At 45.4% G+C, this 16,265-nt stretch carries 11 protein-coding genes; 4 read left to right on the forward strand and 7 right to left on the reverse strand.

Going from position 1 to position 16,265, the window contains the following annotated elements; translation table 11 throughout:
* Nucleotides 1–4: 4 nt before the first annotated feature.
* Both F3I09_RS07600 and prs read right to left on the reverse strand, forming a co-directional pair.
* Entirely contained in the window at nt 5–3,586 is a 3,582-nt protein-coding gene (locus F3I09_RS07600) for a SusC/RagA family TonB-linked outer membrane protein (protein WP_149694435.1), read from the reverse strand.
* Between the two features lie 403 nt (nt 3,587–3,989).
* Nucleotides 3,990–4,907, reverse strand: a complete 918-nt coding sequence (prs, locus tag F3I09_RS07605; RefSeq protein ID WP_149694436.1) for a ribose-phosphate diphosphokinase — start codon at nt 4,905–4,907, stop codon at nt 3,990–3,992.
* A gap of 220 nt (nt 4,908–5,127) precedes the next feature.
* Here prs and F3I09_RS07610 point away from each other — a divergent pair, with 220 nt between their 5' ends.
* On the forward strand, nt 5,128–5,883 hold the full coding sequence (locus tag F3I09_RS07610) for a carboxypeptidase-like regulatory domain-containing protein (RefSeq protein ID WP_149694437.1): 756 nt from the start codon (nt 5,128–5,130) through the stop codon (nt 5,881–5,883).
* A 71-nt stretch (nt 5,884–5,954) separates the two neighbouring features.
* On the opposite strand, the gene F3I09_RS07615 is transcribed toward F3I09_RS07610, so the two are convergent.
* The 3 genes from F3I09_RS07615 to F3I09_RS07625 form a co-directional block, all read right to left on the reverse strand.
* Entirely contained in the window at nt 5,955–7,268 is a 1,314-nt protein-coding gene (locus F3I09_RS07615) for a TolC family protein (RefSeq protein ID WP_149694438.1), read from the reverse strand.
* A 14-nt stretch (nt 7,269–7,282) separates the two neighbouring features.
* Nucleotides 7,283–10,396, reverse strand: coding sequence for an efflux RND transporter permease subunit (locus F3I09_RS07620; protein WP_149694439.1), 3,114 nt, complete (start codon nt 10,394–10,396; stop codon nt 7,283–7,285).
* A gap of 70 nt (nt 10,397–10,466) precedes the next feature.
* A complete protein-coding gene (locus tag F3I09_RS07625) occupies nt 10,467–11,555 on the reverse strand; it encodes an efflux RND transporter periplasmic adaptor subunit (RefSeq protein WP_149694440.1) in 1,089 nt (362 codons plus the stop codon).
* A 379-nt stretch (nt 11,556–11,934) separates the two neighbouring features.
* Between F3I09_RS07625 and F3I09_RS07630 the strand changes: the two genes are divergently transcribed.
* Genes F3I09_RS07630 through rnc form a run of 3 tightly spaced genes read left to right on the forward strand, consistent with a single transcriptional unit; the run spans nt 11,935 to nt 14,176 of the window.
* Nucleotides 11,935–12,171 carry an acyl carrier protein gene (locus tag F3I09_RS07630; protein ID WP_012788038.1) on the forward strand — a complete coding sequence of 79 codons (237 nt, stop codon included), beginning with the start codon at nt 11,935–11,937 and terminating at the stop codon, nt 12,169–12,171.
* Between the two features lie 24 nt (nt 12,172–12,195).
* Complete coding sequence (fabF, locus tag F3I09_RS07635) at nt 12,196–13,449, forward strand: beta-ketoacyl-ACP synthase II (RefSeq protein ID WP_149694441.1); 1,254 nt, start codon at nt 12,196–12,198, stop codon at nt 13,447–13,449.
* Between the two features lie 4 nt (nt 13,450–13,453).
* Complete coding sequence (rnc, locus tag F3I09_RS07640; protein ID WP_223233164.1) at nt 13,454–14,176, forward strand: ribonuclease III; 723 nt, start codon at nt 13,454–13,456, stop codon at nt 14,174–14,176.
* Nucleotides 14,177–14,188: 12 nt separating this feature from the next.
* Here the strand turns inward: rnc and F3I09_RS07645 are convergent, their stop codons facing one another.
* Both F3I09_RS07645 and F3I09_RS07650 read right to left on the reverse strand, forming a co-directional pair.
* Nucleotides 14,189–14,785, reverse strand: a complete 597-nt coding sequence (locus F3I09_RS07645; protein WP_149694442.1) for a GyrI-like domain-containing protein — start codon at nt 14,783–14,785, stop codon at nt 14,189–14,191.
* A 193-nt stretch (nt 14,786–14,978) separates the two neighbouring features.
* Nucleotides 14,979–15,950: a YafY family protein gene (locus F3I09_RS07650; RefSeq protein WP_149694443.1), complete on the reverse strand. Its 972-nt coding sequence runs from the start codon at nt 15,948–15,950 to the stop codon at nt 14,979–14,981.
* Between the last annotated feature and the right edge of the window lie 315 nt (nt 15,951–16,265).

The raw sequence follows: 16,265 nt of genomic DNA on the forward strand, positions 1-16,265 counted from the left end.
AGTTTTAGAATGAAACACTCAGGTTAACACCATAAGAACGCAGTGAAGGCAAAGCGCCACCTTCAATACCCTGAATATTCGATGATGAGTTCAGAATATTGGAAGGATCCACATTCGGTGCATTGGATTTAATCAGCCAGAGGTTACGTCCATACAAAGAAAGACGGGCGCTTTGTGCATGCACTTTTTTGAACCATGACTCAGGCAGATTATATCCGAGCTTAACCTCACGCAGGTAGATGTAGCTCGCGTCATACAGATTGGCCTTGCTCAGCGTTTTACCTTCATTGTTCTGGAAATAGGTAGCAGCGTCCAATACTACTTCGTTTGGCCTGCCTTCTTCTGTTACACCTTCAGCAATGATACCTTTTTCCCTTACTCCGTTTGCTGCGGTAATATCCAGCAGACCGGAACCTTTACCATACATATTGGTATAAGAGAAGAAATCACCTCCATGCTGGAAGTCGACGAGTGCCGACAGGTAAACGCCCTTATATGTAAAGGAGTTGGTCACACCACCTACATAATCAGGATATGCGTTACCAATAGGTACGGGGGTGTTTGTGATTTTGTACAGACCATCAGACCCCACAATTTTCCGGCCCTGAGCATCGTATACATAATCAGTTCCCAATATTGTTCCCATTGGTTTACCTACATAAGCAGCTACAGATACCCTGGTTGTTCTGCGGTCTGTACCGATCAGCAATACCGGCAGGGAGCTGTTATACTGAGGAATGTCCAGGTTGAGCAGTTTATTACGGTTACGTGCGATATTCGCATTGATATCCCAGCGGAAACCATTTTTCAGGCGGATAGGATTCAGGTTAAGTCCTATTTCAAGACCACGGTTCTGTACACTGCCACCATTTACAATCGTATTGGTAAAACCTGAAGCAGAAGAGATAGGCAGCGGAATGATCTGGTCTTTTGTGACCCTGTCATAATAAGTAACATCAAGGCCGATATGATCATCCCAGAATTTCAGTGAGATACCTGTTTCATATTCTCTTGTACGTTCCGGTTTCAGTGTCTTATTATATTTGGTAGCCGTCAGCTGTGTGGCGGGGTAATTGCCGAATGGCGGAATGAACTGGTAAGTATCATAGATCTGGTAAGGATCTGTATCACTACCCACTTGTGATGCACTGGCCCGCAGTTTACCAAAGGTCAGCCATTTCCAGTCTTTCAGCAGATCTGAGAAGACAAAGGAGGCTGATGCAGATGGATAGAAGTACGGATTGTTTTCGCTCAACAGTGCAGAGCTCCAATCAGCACGGCCTGTCAGTTCGAGGAACAGGAAATTTCTGTAACCCAGGGATGCTGTGGCAAAAGCTGAGTTAATCTGTTTTTCGAAGAACTCATCAATAGGTAGTGCCGTTTGCAATGAGTTGTTCAGGTTATATACACCAGGAATGATCAGACCTCCCACAGTACTCCCACCGGTAGTGGTCCATTTACGATGCATGATATTGCCACCCACTAAAGCATTCAGCTTAAAGTCCTTACTAAGGTCTTTATTAATGTTTGCCGTTAACTGGTAGTTCATCTCTCTGGATGTACGAACACGTTTGATATAGCCTCCTATGAGATAGTCCTTCGCTGTTCTTTCCTCTTCCAGGGTATTATAATCGTCCATAAACACCCTGCCGCTGATGGTCAGCCATTTGCTTAGGTCCCAGTCAAGGCCTGCATTACCGAATATACGGTTGCGGCTGTCTGTTTCATAATCCATATAGCGGTTCCAGTATGGGCCATTACTTGAAGCCACCGCCGGATCACTCCAGGATTTACGGTTCCAGGTGATCTGTGATCCATCTGCATACTGATACTGTTTCTCCTTGTCAATGTCCAGTTGTCGCTGTCCGTACATAGTGAACTGCAGTGTTGGATTAGGACCTGTGAAACCGGTACCCGGCCTGGCTTTAGCCTTCATCGCAGTATAATTCAGTGAGGCTACGCCACGGAGCCCTTTGGCTAGCTCATACCCGCCGTTAAAGGAAAGGTTATTACGATTTAAGGACGCATTCGGTAATACGAATATCTGATTCATATTGCCATAGGAAAGACGGAAATAACCTTTTCCATCATTACCGGCCATGGCTATATTGTTGGTGAGTGTGTACCCCGTTCTGTAGAAATCCTTCACGTTGTTGGGATTAGCTACCCATGGTGCTGTCTGACCAAAGTAAGGGTTCCCTTTGTTCTTGTCCCATGACCAGTAGTGACGTACCATCTGGCCATCCAGTTTAGGTCCCCATGAAGCATCATCGTAATATTTTGCCAACAGATCATAGCGGCCTTTACCATCATTGTTATCGTATGTAGCATGCGCTTCATCGATGAAAGCTTCCGGATGCTGATTGTAATAGAGTGTATCAAACTTTCCACCGGTACCACCACCATACTCATTCTGGTATTCAGGCAGTACATATACTCTGTCCATCTGTGCATTCATGCTATAAGTAACGCCTATACCACCAGACACTTCAGGACGTTTCTTGGTAGTGATCAGCATTACACCATTTGCACCGCGGCTACCATACAGCGCAGTGGCCGCAGCACCTTTCAGGACGGATATATTGTCGATATCTTCAGGGTTAATATCCTGAAGAGAACTACCAAAGTCATAACCACCACCACCGTTCAGCTGACCACCCTGGTTGGTATTATTATTTATGAATGGAGTACCATCTACAACTATGAAGGCATTGTTGTCGCCCAGGATAGACTTTACACCACGGATAGTGATCTTCGTAGAGCCACCCATAGAACCTGTGTTGGTATTGATTTGCAAGCCGGGTACCTTACCTGTGAGCGCATTGGCAAAGTTTACTTCCTTTGCTTCCTGTACGGCATTTCCACCTACTTCTTCCACTGCGTAGCCAACAGCACGTGTATTTTTCTGGATACCCAAGGCGGTTACTACTACTTCTTTGAGTGCTTTCTGGCCGGCAGATGCGGATGCCAGGCGTATATTCAGCTGTTCTCTTGAATCGAGCGGGACCGACTGTTCAGCATAGCTGGGAGCGGCAATTTTGATGGTATCTCCGAGAGATGCCTTTAACGTAAACGCACCATCTGCAGCTGTAGCGACCGCTTCTTTCGTAGAAAGATTTACAACCTGTGCGCCGGGAATTGGTGTACCACCAGTTTCTTTTACCACACCTTTCAGGCTAAACTGATTTGCTTCTTTCTTCAGTTTATTGGAATCTGCGGGAAGGATCAGTGCGGTATCACGCTTTGGTTTGGCTGTTGTATCAGTTGCTGTTTTAGCAGCCGAATCTTTCTTCGGTCGTGATGTATCAGACGAAGGAGTGACGACTACGGGTGATGCAGTTGCAGGTTTAGTAGTGTCTTTCTTCCCCGATGAGGAAGGTGTTATAACTACCGGGCTGGTAGTGGGTTTTACAGTGGTATCTTTCTGCTGAAAGCTAACATTATCTGTAACAGATGGCTGATATCTGATTATCTCAGCACTGGTTCCGGAAATGGAGTGGTTAACGCGTGTGCCTGCTTTAACGGGTTTTACACTACAGAAAAAGGCAAAGCACAGCCACAACCAGTTGAGTACATGGCTTCTCATCTTATATGGTAAGATTTGGTTACAAATTTTTTTGAAGCAGGTTGCCGCTTCTATCTCTATATTATGTGATAACTTCTCTGCTAATTACAATACAATCTAAACGCCTGTTACAATGAGCCCCGGAGCTGATATTTATTAAAAATGTGTATTCACGCACTGTTCATGCAGTTATTAGTTGGCGCTCCATACGCTGACGCGTATAGACATTCAGGCATAATTGTATGCTAATCATTATTTGATCTGAGATGAGGATGCGACAGTTATTATAACATTTGTCATTCCCCCTATGTACCCTGGCTATGGTTTCCGCTACAACAGCAATCCCTTCTTTTTTCTTTTGCGCTGTATATCAAACACCTTGCCAACGGTATACTCAATGAACATGGGGAATATCTGAGTACTGCTAACTAAAGTACTCCGCAATGATCTTATCTACTGATTTAATCGTGAGGAATTCATCGTTGATGGCAAGCGCGTTGGGGTGGGTATCTGTACAAACAACTTTTTTTATAACGCCACTTTGTTTGATTTTCTCAAATCCATTGCCTGCAAAAATACCATGTGTGGTAATGACAGCTATTTCACTTGCGCCTGCCTGCAGGTATGCTTCTGCAGCGTGTAGTAGAGAACCTCCTGTGCGGATCATATCGTCGTAAATGATCACCAGTTTATCCTGTACATCTGCACTAATAGCAGTAATATGTGTTTCTTCTCCTGAGATACGTTTTTTGAACACGAAAGCTGCTGAAACATGGAGATCATTGGCCAGAGATTCTACCCACTTTGCGCGGCCGGCATCTGTACTGGCCAGCACAAACGGACGGTCTCCGGCTATTTCAAGCGCGGCTTCCTTTACCAGGTCTTTGCCGTATAAATGTACAGGGCGGATACCACTCTCAAAGTAGTAGGTAATGCCGTCCACATGCAGGTCCATCATCAGTATTTTATTGCCCGAAGTGGTGGAAGGCAGGGCGGAGAACAACAATGCCCGGGTTTTGGCTTTCACAATCTCTCCTGGTTTTACGGCCCGTTCCATCGTTGAGTAGCCAAAAAACGGGATCACGATGTTGATGGCGCATGCTCCTTCCTGGATACAGCCATGAGCAATGTCAAAAAGTTCTAATGTTTCCTTGTCGTCAATAGTGCCACCTACCAGGATCACTTCTTTGTTTGCCACTTTACTCGTTATCCGGTGATAATGCTCCCCATCCGGAAAGTCCCGGATATCCAGCAGCCCTTCTTCCCATTCCGGAACAAGAGATAATAACCTGTCTTTCAGATACTGATAACGTTGCGTTGCAAATAAGATCCTGTTAGGCATACTTTTCGAAATGAAGAATAAAGGTAATAATATAGTTTTTACATACAGATTATTTGGCCTGTGACGGGGAATTTATTTGCCGTTCGGCATGAACTGTTGAGTTATTAGAAATAAAAATCCTAAGTTTAATGCTTGTTTCTTATAAATTATGGACTGTAGTCTGTCGACGGAGAACTATTTTTTAACTTTTCATTTGCGCTGGGAAAACTAAATTTGAGCGATGCCTAGACGATTTATACAACTTTCCGGTAGCATCGGAGCACTGTTTTTATACCTGTTATTCTTTCTGCAGCATGCCAACGCGCAGGTAAGGGTATCTGGTATGGTGGCAGATGCAGATGCCAGAACAGGGCTACCGGGGGTTACTATTATTAACAAAGCTACCCGGAGCGGAACCATCAGCAACGAAAGCGGCCGTTTTTCCATTGACGCGATGCCGGGGGATACACTTGAGTTTTCAATTCTGAGCTATTATAAAAAGAGCCTTACAGTTCCTACTACCTCCATGTTCATTAATGTTTATCTTACTCGCCAGATCATTGGCCTGGGACAGGTAACAGTAGTGGGAAAGGACTATAAACATGATTCACTCGCTACCCGTGAAGAATATGGTAAATATTTTAATTATCATAAACCGGGGGCTATGGATGTGTTAAAAACGCTTCCTTCCAATCCCATTACAGCCCTCACCTACCTGGTGCCCAGCAAGGCGCGTAAGCGTAAAGAGCATTTCCAGGAACAGCTGGTATACTGGGAAAAGGAAAAGTTCATTGACAACCGCTATAATCCTGAATTGGTGGAAAGAATGACAAAACTGAGCGGGGATGAGCTTGATACTTTTATGTTGCGATACAGGCCGGGCTATCAGTTCCTCCAGGAGGCCACAGAGTATGACCTGATGTTATTCATAAAGGAGAGCTTCAAGCATTACCAGCAGGATAAAGCCATGCCGGCAAAGAAAGAAGAACAGCAATAATTAAGCATTATTTACGATAGCATAAAAAAGGGTCCGTTTTAAACGGACCCTTTTTTATGCTATCGCCTGTTTTATTTTACCAGCGAGCCATTTAATCTTAGCAGCTGTGTTTCTGCAAGTTTAACATTATAACGCGCGTTGATCAATCTGTTATAAGCATCTTCCAGGCTTTGCTGTGCTTCCTTCATTTCTATCACCGTACTTACTCCCTGTCTGAAACGTTCCATAGCTACCATTACGTTTTCTCTCGCCAGCCCCAGATTTTCATCTTCCAGTGTAACGGCAGTTTTGTAATAGTCGTAATCTTTGAAAGCGGTGGTCAGCGAAAGGTCCACTATTGTGCGTGTATTTTCCAATGTCAGTTGCTGATAACCTACGTTCAGTTTGGCAGCATTCACCTGTCTTTTAACATTCAGCCCATTGAAAATGGGGATAGTAGCAGAGAATCCATAGCTAAGCACGCCATTCTGGTTGTATATAGGGCTGAATGAGTTCGTAGCTGCGTTAGAATTGACCCTTGAATAGTTATAGGCAGAGTTGAAATTTATCACCGGGAAATAATCTCCTTTGCTTTCTTTCAGCTGCAGCTGAGATACCCTGAGGTTTTGTTGTGCCACCATCAGGCCGGTGTTCTTTTGCAACGCTTCCTGTCTTAGTCCGCCGTAAGAAAGATCCATATTCAGCGGAATGGTGTCCAGCACGTCATATTGTATATTGCCGGCATCGACAGCCATCAGCTGATTCAGGGATGCTTTGCTTTGTTCTATCAATGTCTGCTGACGCAGATAAGAAGCTTTTAATGCATTGTAGTCAACCTTTGACTGCAGCCAGTCTGTTTTAGGTCCCAGGCCGGTCTGGAATTTAGCATCAGACAGCTTTACCCTTTCTTCTGATATGGACAGTTGTTCCGCAAGATTGCGCAATTGTTGCTTTTGCTGTACTACATTGTAATAGCCGGCAATGATGTTGGCCACGGTGTTGATCACCTGGTCTTTTACCGCCAGTTCACCAAGGTCGCGGAGCGATTCAAGTTTCTGCCTGGTGGCAAACATCTTTAATCCGTCGAATAAGGTCCATGCAAGACTGACATTGGCGCTTAATGTACTGGAGCGAATGCCGCTGGTATCACGTTTGCTGCCATTGGCAAATTCCTGTTTGGTCCGTGTGCTGTTCCATACTTTATTGGCTGTACCATTTACACGTGGAGCAAAAGCCAGATTAGCATAGGCATAATCATTAGCTGTGATTGCTGCATCATTTTTTGCCAGACGGATATCGTAGTTATTCTTTAATGCCAGGTCTATCGCCTGTTCGGGCGTAAGCACCTGCTGCGCATGTACAGCGGTGCCCAGTAATAAAGAGAAATATAGAAGTGTACGTTTCATTTAATTGCTGATGTTTATGCATGCACTGAGGAGGTCTCCGCCTCTTCTTCTTCAATGCTGTCAGATGCAGGTTTTCTCCTTGATAAGAAAGTATACATGGCCGGTATTACAAATAATGTCAGGATCAGTGAGAATACGATACCGCCCACAATCACAATACCCAATGGGATACGGCTGGTAGCCGCAGCTCCCAGTGACATTGCGATAGGCAATGCACCCAGCGCCATCGCCAGGCTGGTCATCAGGATCGGGCGCAGACGCATAGCGGATGCTTCAATAGCTGCCTTGGATTTGGTATAGCCTTCATCACGTTTGTGATTCGCAAATTCCACGATCAGGATACCGTTCTTTGTAACAAGGCCTATCAGCATGATTACACCGATCTGTGAGAAGATATTCCAGGTCTGGCCGAATAACCATAAGGAGAACAATGCACCTGCAAACGCCAGTGGTACCGTTATCATGATGATCAACGGATCGACCCAGCTTTCAAACTGTGCGGCCAGTACAAGATAGATCAGCACCAGTGCCAGTACCAACGCAAACATTGTGTTGGAGCCGCTTTCCGCATAGTCGCGGGAAGAACCTGCCAACGCATATACATAGTTATCGTTCAGTACGCCTTTCTTTTTCAAACGACCGTAGATGGCATACATAGCATTGATACCATCGCCGATAGTTTTGCCTGGCGCCAGGCTGGCTGAGACCGTAGCTGATTTATAACGGTTAAAGTGATAAATAACAGGAGGACTTGTTTCTTCTTCTATCGTTACAACGTTATCCAGCTGAATGGCTTCACCACGGATGTTACGCACATATATATTCTGCAGGTCGGTCGGTTTATCCCGGCTGCCACGGTATACCTGGCCCATTACCTGGTATTGTTTACCATTACGTATAAAGTATCCATAACGCAGGTTACTGAGTGCCAGCTGTAAGGTTTGTGAAATATCATCTACAGATACACCCAGTTCGCTTGCTTTGGCGCGATTGATCTGGATACGTAATTCCGGTTTATTGAATTTCAGGTCTACGTCGACAGCAGCAAAGGTTGGATCGTTATTGGCCTCTTCCAGGAATTGCGGTAATACTGCCGAAAGACTGTCAAAATTGATGTGCTGGAGTACGAAAGCCACAGGCAAACCACCACGGCGTCCTACTTGTATGGTCTGTTGCTCGATAGCAAATACCTTACCTTCCGGGAATTTGAACATGTTGCGGTTCACCATGTTCACGATCTGTTTTTGCGAACGCTGACGTTCATTTGGCTCGGTGAGCACAACGTTCGCAAAACCGGAGTTGGCCGCACCCGTACCACCAAAACCAGGAGAGGTAACGGAGATGAGTATCTTCTTCTCAGGAATGGAATCGTTCATGAACTGTGTAAGGCTATCCATATACTTTTCCATATAGTCGTAAGAAGTACCTTCCGGAGCAGTAATGGACAGGCGGAACTGGCTGCGGTCTTCTATGGGCGCCAGTTCTGACTGCAGATTTTTGAATATGAAATAGATCATTGCAACACAGGCCAGCACGATCAGGGTGGCTATCCAGCGTATACGCATGAATGCTTCCAATGTTCGCTGATAACCTGATTCCATACCTGTGAAGAAAGGCTCTGTCTTCTCATAAAACCAGGAATGTTTATGTGTCTTACGGCCCAGTTTTACGTTCAGTACCGGTGTCAGCGTCAGCGATACAAAAGCTGAAACCAATACAGCGCCTGCTACCACGATCCCGAATTCCCGGAACAATCTACCCACAAATCCCTGCAGGAACACAATAGGCAGGAATACGAAAGCCAGTGTGATGGATGTTGCAATTACCGCAAAGAAGATCTCTTCAGAACCTTCCTTTGCAGCTTTCATACGAGGCATCCCTGCTTCTATCTTTTTATAGATATTCTCTGTAACCACAATACCATCATCTACCACCAACCCTGTAGCCAGTACTATAGCAAGTAGTGTCAGGATATTTATCGTAAAGCCGCAGAGGTACATGATGAAGAACGCCGCAATGAGGGATACAGGAATATCCACCAGCGGACGGAAAGCCATGAGCCAGTCACGGAAGAAGAGATAGATAATAATGATCACCAGCGCCAATGCCACCATCAGTGTCTCTTCCACCTCTTCAATAGACTTACGGATGAATTTAGTATTGTCAATAGCGATGTTCGTAACAATATCATCCGGAAGGTCTTTCTTCAGTTGCTCATAACGTTTGTAGAACTCATCCGTTATAGCCACATAGTTAGAACCCGGCTGGGGCGTTAAGGCGAGTGCTATCATGGGAACACCGGATTCCTTTAGGATGGTTTCCTCATTTTCCGGGCCGAGCACGGCCTGTCCCACATCGCGGAAGTGGATTACATTACCATTATCATTTTTGATGATCAGGTTATTGAAATCGTCTTCTGTGTTCAAACGGCCGAAAGTACGTACAGTCAGTTCAGTAGCATTACCTGCTATCTTACCAGAGGGTAGTTCCACGTTTTCTTTGACGAGAGCAGCCTGTACATCTGTAGGAGTAAGACTATATGCAGACAAACGGGCGGGGTCCATCCAGAGGCGCATGGCGAATTTCTTTTCACCCAGTATACGGATGGAACTTACGCCGGGAATGGTTTGCAGTCTTTCCAGCAATACGTTGTTAGCGTATTCGGTGATTTCCAGCTGATTGCGGATATTGCTCTGTACTGTCATTGACAGTATATAATCAGAGTTTGCGTCTTCTTTTGATACAACAGGTGGTGCATCAATATCGGGCGGCAGGCTACGGAGTGCCTGTGATACTTTATCGCGTACGTCGTTGGCAGCGGCCTCGAGGTCTATACCCAGTTCAAACTCAACGGTAATATTGCTGGAGCCCTGGCTGCTGGACGAGGATATGTTTTTGATACCGGCTATACCATTGATAGATTTCTCCAATGGCTCAGTGATCTGTGTTTCTATGATATCGGAATTGGCGCCTGCATAAGAGGTACGTACGTTCACGATAGGGGGATCAATGGCGGGAAAATCCCTCACCCCCAGGAAGTTGAATCCCACTACGCCGAATATCACAATGATGATATTCATCACAATAGCGAATACGGGACGTTTAAGCGATAGCGAAGGGAGACTCATTGAAGTATATTTAAAGGCCTGCAGATGACAGCTGGCAGACGTTCGTTATTATTATTAGTAGTAGACCTGTCTATTTAATCTCGTTGTATTTGAGTACCATTCCTGGTCTGAGCTGCATGATACCACTTGTAATAACAGTATCACCGGGGTTGAGACCGCTGGTAACCTGTACATTGTCCGCATTACGAATGCCTGTTTCTACTATTACAAATTTCGCTTTTCCACTATCAGCGATCGCTACTTTTTTATCGCGTGTACCTGGAATGACGGCCTGTGTAGGTATCATGATGGCATCTGGCATATTTTTCAGTGAGATCTGCACGCGGGCAAAGGCGCCGGGAAATAATTTACCGGCATTAGGCACCAGGCCCCTTATTTTAATAGTACGGGTGGAGAGGTCGATTTTTGGATCGATAGCATAGATCTGACCTTTATATGTCTGCTGATCTCCGGCCACCTTGAAATCTACCTGATCTCCCTGGCTGATGGCTGTACGGTACTTTTCCGGAACGGAGAAATCCACTTTCAGCGGATCTATCTGCTGGAGGGTAGTAATAATAGTAGTAGGTGTTACAATGGCGCCAAGGCTTACATTCCTCAGGCCAAGTCTGCCGGAAAAAGGCGCCCGCAGTTCTGTTTTCTGTAACTGAGTACGTGTGTATTCGATATCTGCACCGTAGGCACTTACCTGGTTGCGGGTAACGTCTACATCCTGGCGGCTGATACCATTGATCTTCAGGAGATTTTCCTGTCTTTCAAGGGTTGTTTTAGCCAATTGACGTTGTAGTTCCAGTTTCTGCAACTGGGCTTTCAGATCTTCATCGTAGATCTTTACCAGCAGGGTTCCTTTGGAAACCTGGGTACCTTCTTTAAAAAAGAGACCTGTAACACGGCCTGTGATCTCTGCCTGTACCTGCACTTCTTCATTACTCTGTAGGGTACCGCTCGCTTCTATGGTTTCATTCAGAGAAGTGGTTTTAACCACATAAGCGTCTACCAGGAGGTTTTTTGCACCTCCAGCTTTACCACCTGCAGCTTTCTCAGGTGCGTTTTCTGCTTTTTTCCCCGGAGTAGTTGCTTTCATGATAATAAAACCGATAATGACAGCAGCCACTATCAGAAATAAAACCGTCTTCAGGATCTTCGTATTGCCAGCCATGTGCTTGTATTAATTTAATATAGAAGGGATAATCCGGGCAAATTTAATAAATGGGATTACTGCTAGGGAGGTTACAGTGTTAATTAAAGTTAATTGCATTTTTCCGGTATATAGGTGGCTAATTAGGCTGTTGAGTGGCAACTATCAATTCTTTGTGACAATAACCGCATATATATGGGGGCTGAAAGCCCTTAAAGGCGGCTTTTCGACAGGAAACACCTTTTGGCCGGTATTAATAATAATGTCTGAAATCCTTACTGGGCGGTTATTTCATTGGTCTACAACTAAAGTATATGACGTAAAATTTGCGTGCGTTCTTGTCAATTCAATAAAAATTATATTTTTGCACTCAAGTTTTAAACCAAAAACACTTAAAATTATGTCAGACATTGCATCAAGAGTTAAAAAGATCATTATTGACAAATTGGGCGTTGACGAAGCCGAGGTAACTCCTGAAGCCAGCTTTACCAACGACCTGGGCGCTGACTCTTTGGATACGGTAGAACTGATCATGGAATTCGAAAAAGAATTCAACATCTCCATTCCTGACGAACAAGCTGAAACTATTACTACTGTTGGCCAGGCAGTTGCCTACCTGGAAGAACATGTGAAATAATCCTACTTAATCAGATTTGTTTTAATGCAACCAAGACGAGTAGTCGTTACAGGTTTAGGCGCACTTACACCGCTCGGCAATTCCGTTTCCGATTTCTGGAAGGGATTGACGGACGGTGTATCCGGTGCCGGCCCTATTACACTTTTTGATGCTGCCAAGTTCAAGACCCGTTTTGCTTGCGAACTGAAGAACTTTGAAGCTACCGATTACCTGGATAAAAAGGATGCACGCAAGATGGATCCTTTCACACAGACGGCCGTTATAGCCGCTGACCAGGCCGTACAAGACGCCGGGATTAACCGCAATACTGTTAATGTAGACAGGGTTGGGGTGATCTGGGCTTCCGGTATTGGAGGTATGATCAACTTTTGTCAGGAGATGAAAGAATTTGGTCGAGGGGATGGAACTCCCCGTTTCAGTCCTTTCCTGATCCCACGGTTAATTCTCGACATTGCAGCCGGGCATATTTCCATCCGTCACGGCTTCAGAGGCCCTAACTTCTCAGTCGTTTCTGCATGCGCTTCTGCTACCAATGCGATTATTGAAGCAATGCTGTACATACAGTACGGCAAAGCGGATGTAATGATCACCGGAGGATCAGAAAATGTTATTAACGAAGCCTGTATAGGCGGGTTTAATGCCATGAAAGCCCTTTCCGAAAGAAACGATGACCCAACAACAGCTTCCCGTCCTTTTGATCTTGACAGAGATGGCTTTGTCATGGGAGAAGGTGCAGGAGGGCTCGTGTTAGAATCCTATGAACATGCGACGGCAAGAGGTGCTAAGATTTATGCTGAATTGGCCGGAGGCGGTGCAACTGCAGACGCCCATCACCTTACAGCACCACATCCGGAAGGATTAGGTGCCATGAATGTAATGCGGCTAGCCTTAGCAGATGCGGGATTGCAACCCCATGATATTGATTATATTAATGTGCACGGAACTTCCACACCCCTCGGTGATATAGCGGAAGTGAAAGCGATACAACAGGTTTTTGGGGAACATGCTTACAATATGAACATCAGTTCCACGAAATCTATGACCGGGCACCTGTTAGGAGCTGCGGGAGCAATCGAATCCATCGCAGCAATTATGTCTATTATACATGGTATTGTACCTCCTACCATCAATCATTTTACAAAGGATCCGGAACTGGATCCCAAATTAAATTTTACCTTTAACGTCGCACAACGTAGAGAAATCAACGCTGCATTAAGTAACACCTTCGGATTTGGTGGCCATAATGCATCAGTTATTTTCAAAAAATTTGTTGCTTGATTGTGTGAAATTACTGCCAGGATTTTTATATCGATTCGTTCCTAAAAAAAGGAGCCTGTACAAGGACCTTTACAATTTGCTGGGGTTTGCCCCGGGCAACTTCTCATTGTATGAAGTGGCCCTCAGCCACCGGTCCAGCAAGGAAAAATTCCTTGAAAGCAATGAACGCCTGGAATACCTTGGCGACGCAATACTTGGCGCTATCATCGGCGACTACCTCTTCAAAAAGTATCCTTACAAAACAGAAGGGTACCTGACCGAAATGCGGTCTAAAATCGTTAACCGTCAGCAGCTCAATGATATCGCTATCAAAATGGGCCTGCGTAAACTGACTATCTACGATAAATACAACAGCTTCCTGAAGATCAGCCAGATCTTCGGTAATACCCTCGAAGCATTGGTTGGCGCCGTATATCTGGATAAAGGATACAACAGGACCAAACAATTTGTACATCAACGCCTTATCGTTCCCTACATCGACCTGGAACAACTGGAGAATGTAGAGATGAACCATAAGAACAAGTTGTACGGTTGGGCCAATAAACACGGTAAGACCCTGGAATTCGACCTGCTGGAAGAACAAATGGATAATGGCCGTCGCATATTCACCGTAGGCGCCGTAGTAGATGGTGAACTGATCTGCAGTGGCAAAGCCTTCAATAAAAAGGACGCCAGCCAGATTGCCGCCCAGCAGGCCATAGAACTGTTAGGTCTTGGCGAAAAATAATCAGCCCTTTACTTACTTCACAGGTTGCCGCAGGATTGTTCTCATTTTAGCCGGCGCTGTTTTCCGCGGATCTGAAAGATAGATCTCGTGATGCCTGCCGTTCCGCGTCAGCCCCTCCTCCTTAATAAAATCCTCCATCAGCTGTAATGTGGCCGGTTCTTCCGAATAGGGGCCAGTATGCATGATCTGTACACTTTTTCCTTCTGCCAGTGTGATAAGTGACACCTGTTGCAATAAGGGCAATTGTTTCTTCAGAAATGCAGCTTTCAATGTCTGTTGTACAACAGCACTCACTACATAATCGGGCATACGGATCAGCAGTTGCCAGTGCCATTCATCTCTCGGTACCTCAAGATAATTGTCGGAGGTAACCCACCAGGTACCCTCCAGTTTGCTGACAGTAAAGTCCTGTCCGGATTGTTTGTATACATTTTTAATGCTGTAAGCTGCGGTATACAATGCCTGCGTACTATCGGCAAACAGGTCCCCGTTGGGGTCTCCCTTGCCATTAATGGCGATGTAATGACCGGCGGGCACAAAGATAAGTGCCGGCTGCGCCTGCGCAGTATAAAGCGCCTTATGCAGCTGGGTAAGGTCTGTTTTTGACATAAACATTGTTTTAGTATAACATGGGTTAGTATTGCGTTTAATCTTATGAGTTACAAAGCATGTCTTTTCAGACAGCGTGAACTGATGCACGCTACCAATGATCAACAATAGCCAGTGGCACCATAGGTGTAATTTCATCAGTAAAGAGTTATTTACTGATACAAAGAAAAATGGGGGAAGTGACAGCCTTATGTCAGGAGCGGGAACGGGGTTCCAAATAATGTTGTTTTATTTCCATGGCGAGCAACTGCATCTTTTCCGTGAGCTCGACGGGGGCAAGGATCTCAGGAGCAGAACCCCACAAGAGCAGCCAGCGGCCGAACCATTCCAGGCAGGGCGCCATAAAGGTCATTTCGGTGCATTCTCCCACTGTCCGCTCGTCGACCAGGCCATAATAGAATTTCTGATCTCCTATGCGGCGGGAAAGAGCAGCCGGGAAACGGACTTTGACTTCATAGGCCTGCGTCTCGTATTCACCATATTTGTCTATATACTCCTTGAGGGTAATATGCCGGGTTTTGTCATAGCTTTCTGCTGAAACAGAAACATTCTTGATACGGTCCATTCTGAAGTTCCTGTAACCATGCCGGAGGCGGCACCAGGCAATGAGGTACCAGTTATTACTCATATAAATGATACCAATGGGTTCTACCTCTCTTTTTGTAAGTGTTTCATTATGGAGGGCGAAATAATCCAGCTGGAGGATCTGCTGTTTACCCAGAGAATATTGAATATCAGAAAGAAAACGGTTGGGAAACTCTTCCCCTACCGGCGGACGGCGGCTTACCACCGCAATATTGTCCTCAAGAGATTCAAGAAAGTCTTTCTCACTGCCTCTTAATACAGCCTTTATCTTCTGCATGGCATTGCTGAATTCCTTCCTGTTGGAATGGTCACTCAGATTAGCCATCAGTTTCTCACCGGTCAGTAACGCGGCGGCCTCTTCCCGGCTAAACATGACCGGTGGCAGATGGTAGCCTTCCACAAGATAATAGCCTGTGCCCGCTTCTGCACCTACAGGCACACCAGCTTCCTGGAGCGCCCTGACGTCCCTGTATACTGTACGAAGGCTGATGTCGAAACGTTCCGCTATTTCAGCGGCACGCACTACTTTTTTGCCTTGTAGCTGAATAAGAATGGCAGAAAGACGGTCAATCCTGTTCATATGACGGCAAGTTAGAATAAAAATGAAAAAAAATCCGAACAGCGATTAAACTTCGGTTATAATACTCAGTCTTAGATACAACAAATATTTGAGGGAGACATTTTCGAGGATGATATAAGTGATGACAGATGTTCTTTCCCTGGAAAATATTTAAAGAATTTGATGCTACAGTACAGAATATAGGTTAAATGGTAAGCCCCTGCAATTTCTTGCGGGGGCCTTTTTTTTGCCCCCCGGTTGGCAAACGGGAATCCCGTTATGCGGCCCCGGGGTTGCCACCCCGGGCTACAAACACGAGGCTCCTGGCGGAGCCGA

This window comes from Chitinophaga sp. CF418 (assembly GCF_900142925.1).
Lineage (GTDB): Bacteria > Bacteroidota > Bacteroidia > Chitinophagales > Chitinophagaceae > Chitinophaga.

Bases quoted from the DNA above. Each gene is read 5' to 3' on its own strand.
- F3I09_RS07600 (WP_149694435.1), bottom strand. From the start codon at position 3,586: ATGAGAAGCCATGTACTCAACTGGTTGTGGCTGTGCTTTGCCTTTTTC.
- prs (WP_149694436.1), bottom strand. From the start codon at position 4,907: ATGCCTAACAGGATCTTATTTGCAACGCAACGTTATCAGTATCTGAAA.
- F3I09_RS07610 (WP_149694437.1), top strand. From the start codon at position 5,128: ATGCCTAGACGATTTATACAACTTTCCGGTAGCATCGGAGCACTGTTT.
- F3I09_RS07615 (WP_149694438.1), bottom strand. From the start codon at position 7,268: ATGAAACGTACACTTCTATATTTCTCTTTATTACTGGGCACCGCTGTA.
- F3I09_RS07620 (WP_149694439.1), bottom strand. From the start codon at position 10,396: ATGAGTCTCCCTTCGCTATCGCTTAAACGTCCCGTATTCGCTATTGTG.
- F3I09_RS07625 (WP_149694440.1), bottom strand. From the start codon at position 11,555: ATGGCTGGCAATACGAAGATCCTGAAGACGGTTTTATTTCTGATAGTG.
- F3I09_RS07630 (WP_012788038.1), top strand. From the start codon at position 11,935: ATGTCAGACATTGCATCAAGAGTTAAAAAGATCATTATTGACAAATTG.
- fabF (WP_149694441.1), top strand. From the start codon at position 12,196: ATGCAACCAAGACGAGTAGTCGTTACAGGTTTAGGCGCACTTACACCG.
- F3I09_RS07645 (WP_149694442.1), bottom strand. From the start codon at position 14,785: ATGTCAAAAACAGACCTTACCCAGCTGCATAAGGCGCTTTATACTGCG.
- F3I09_RS07650 (WP_149694443.1), bottom strand. From the start codon at position 15,950: ATGAACAGGATTGACCGTCTTTCTGCCATTCTTATTCAGCTACAAGGC.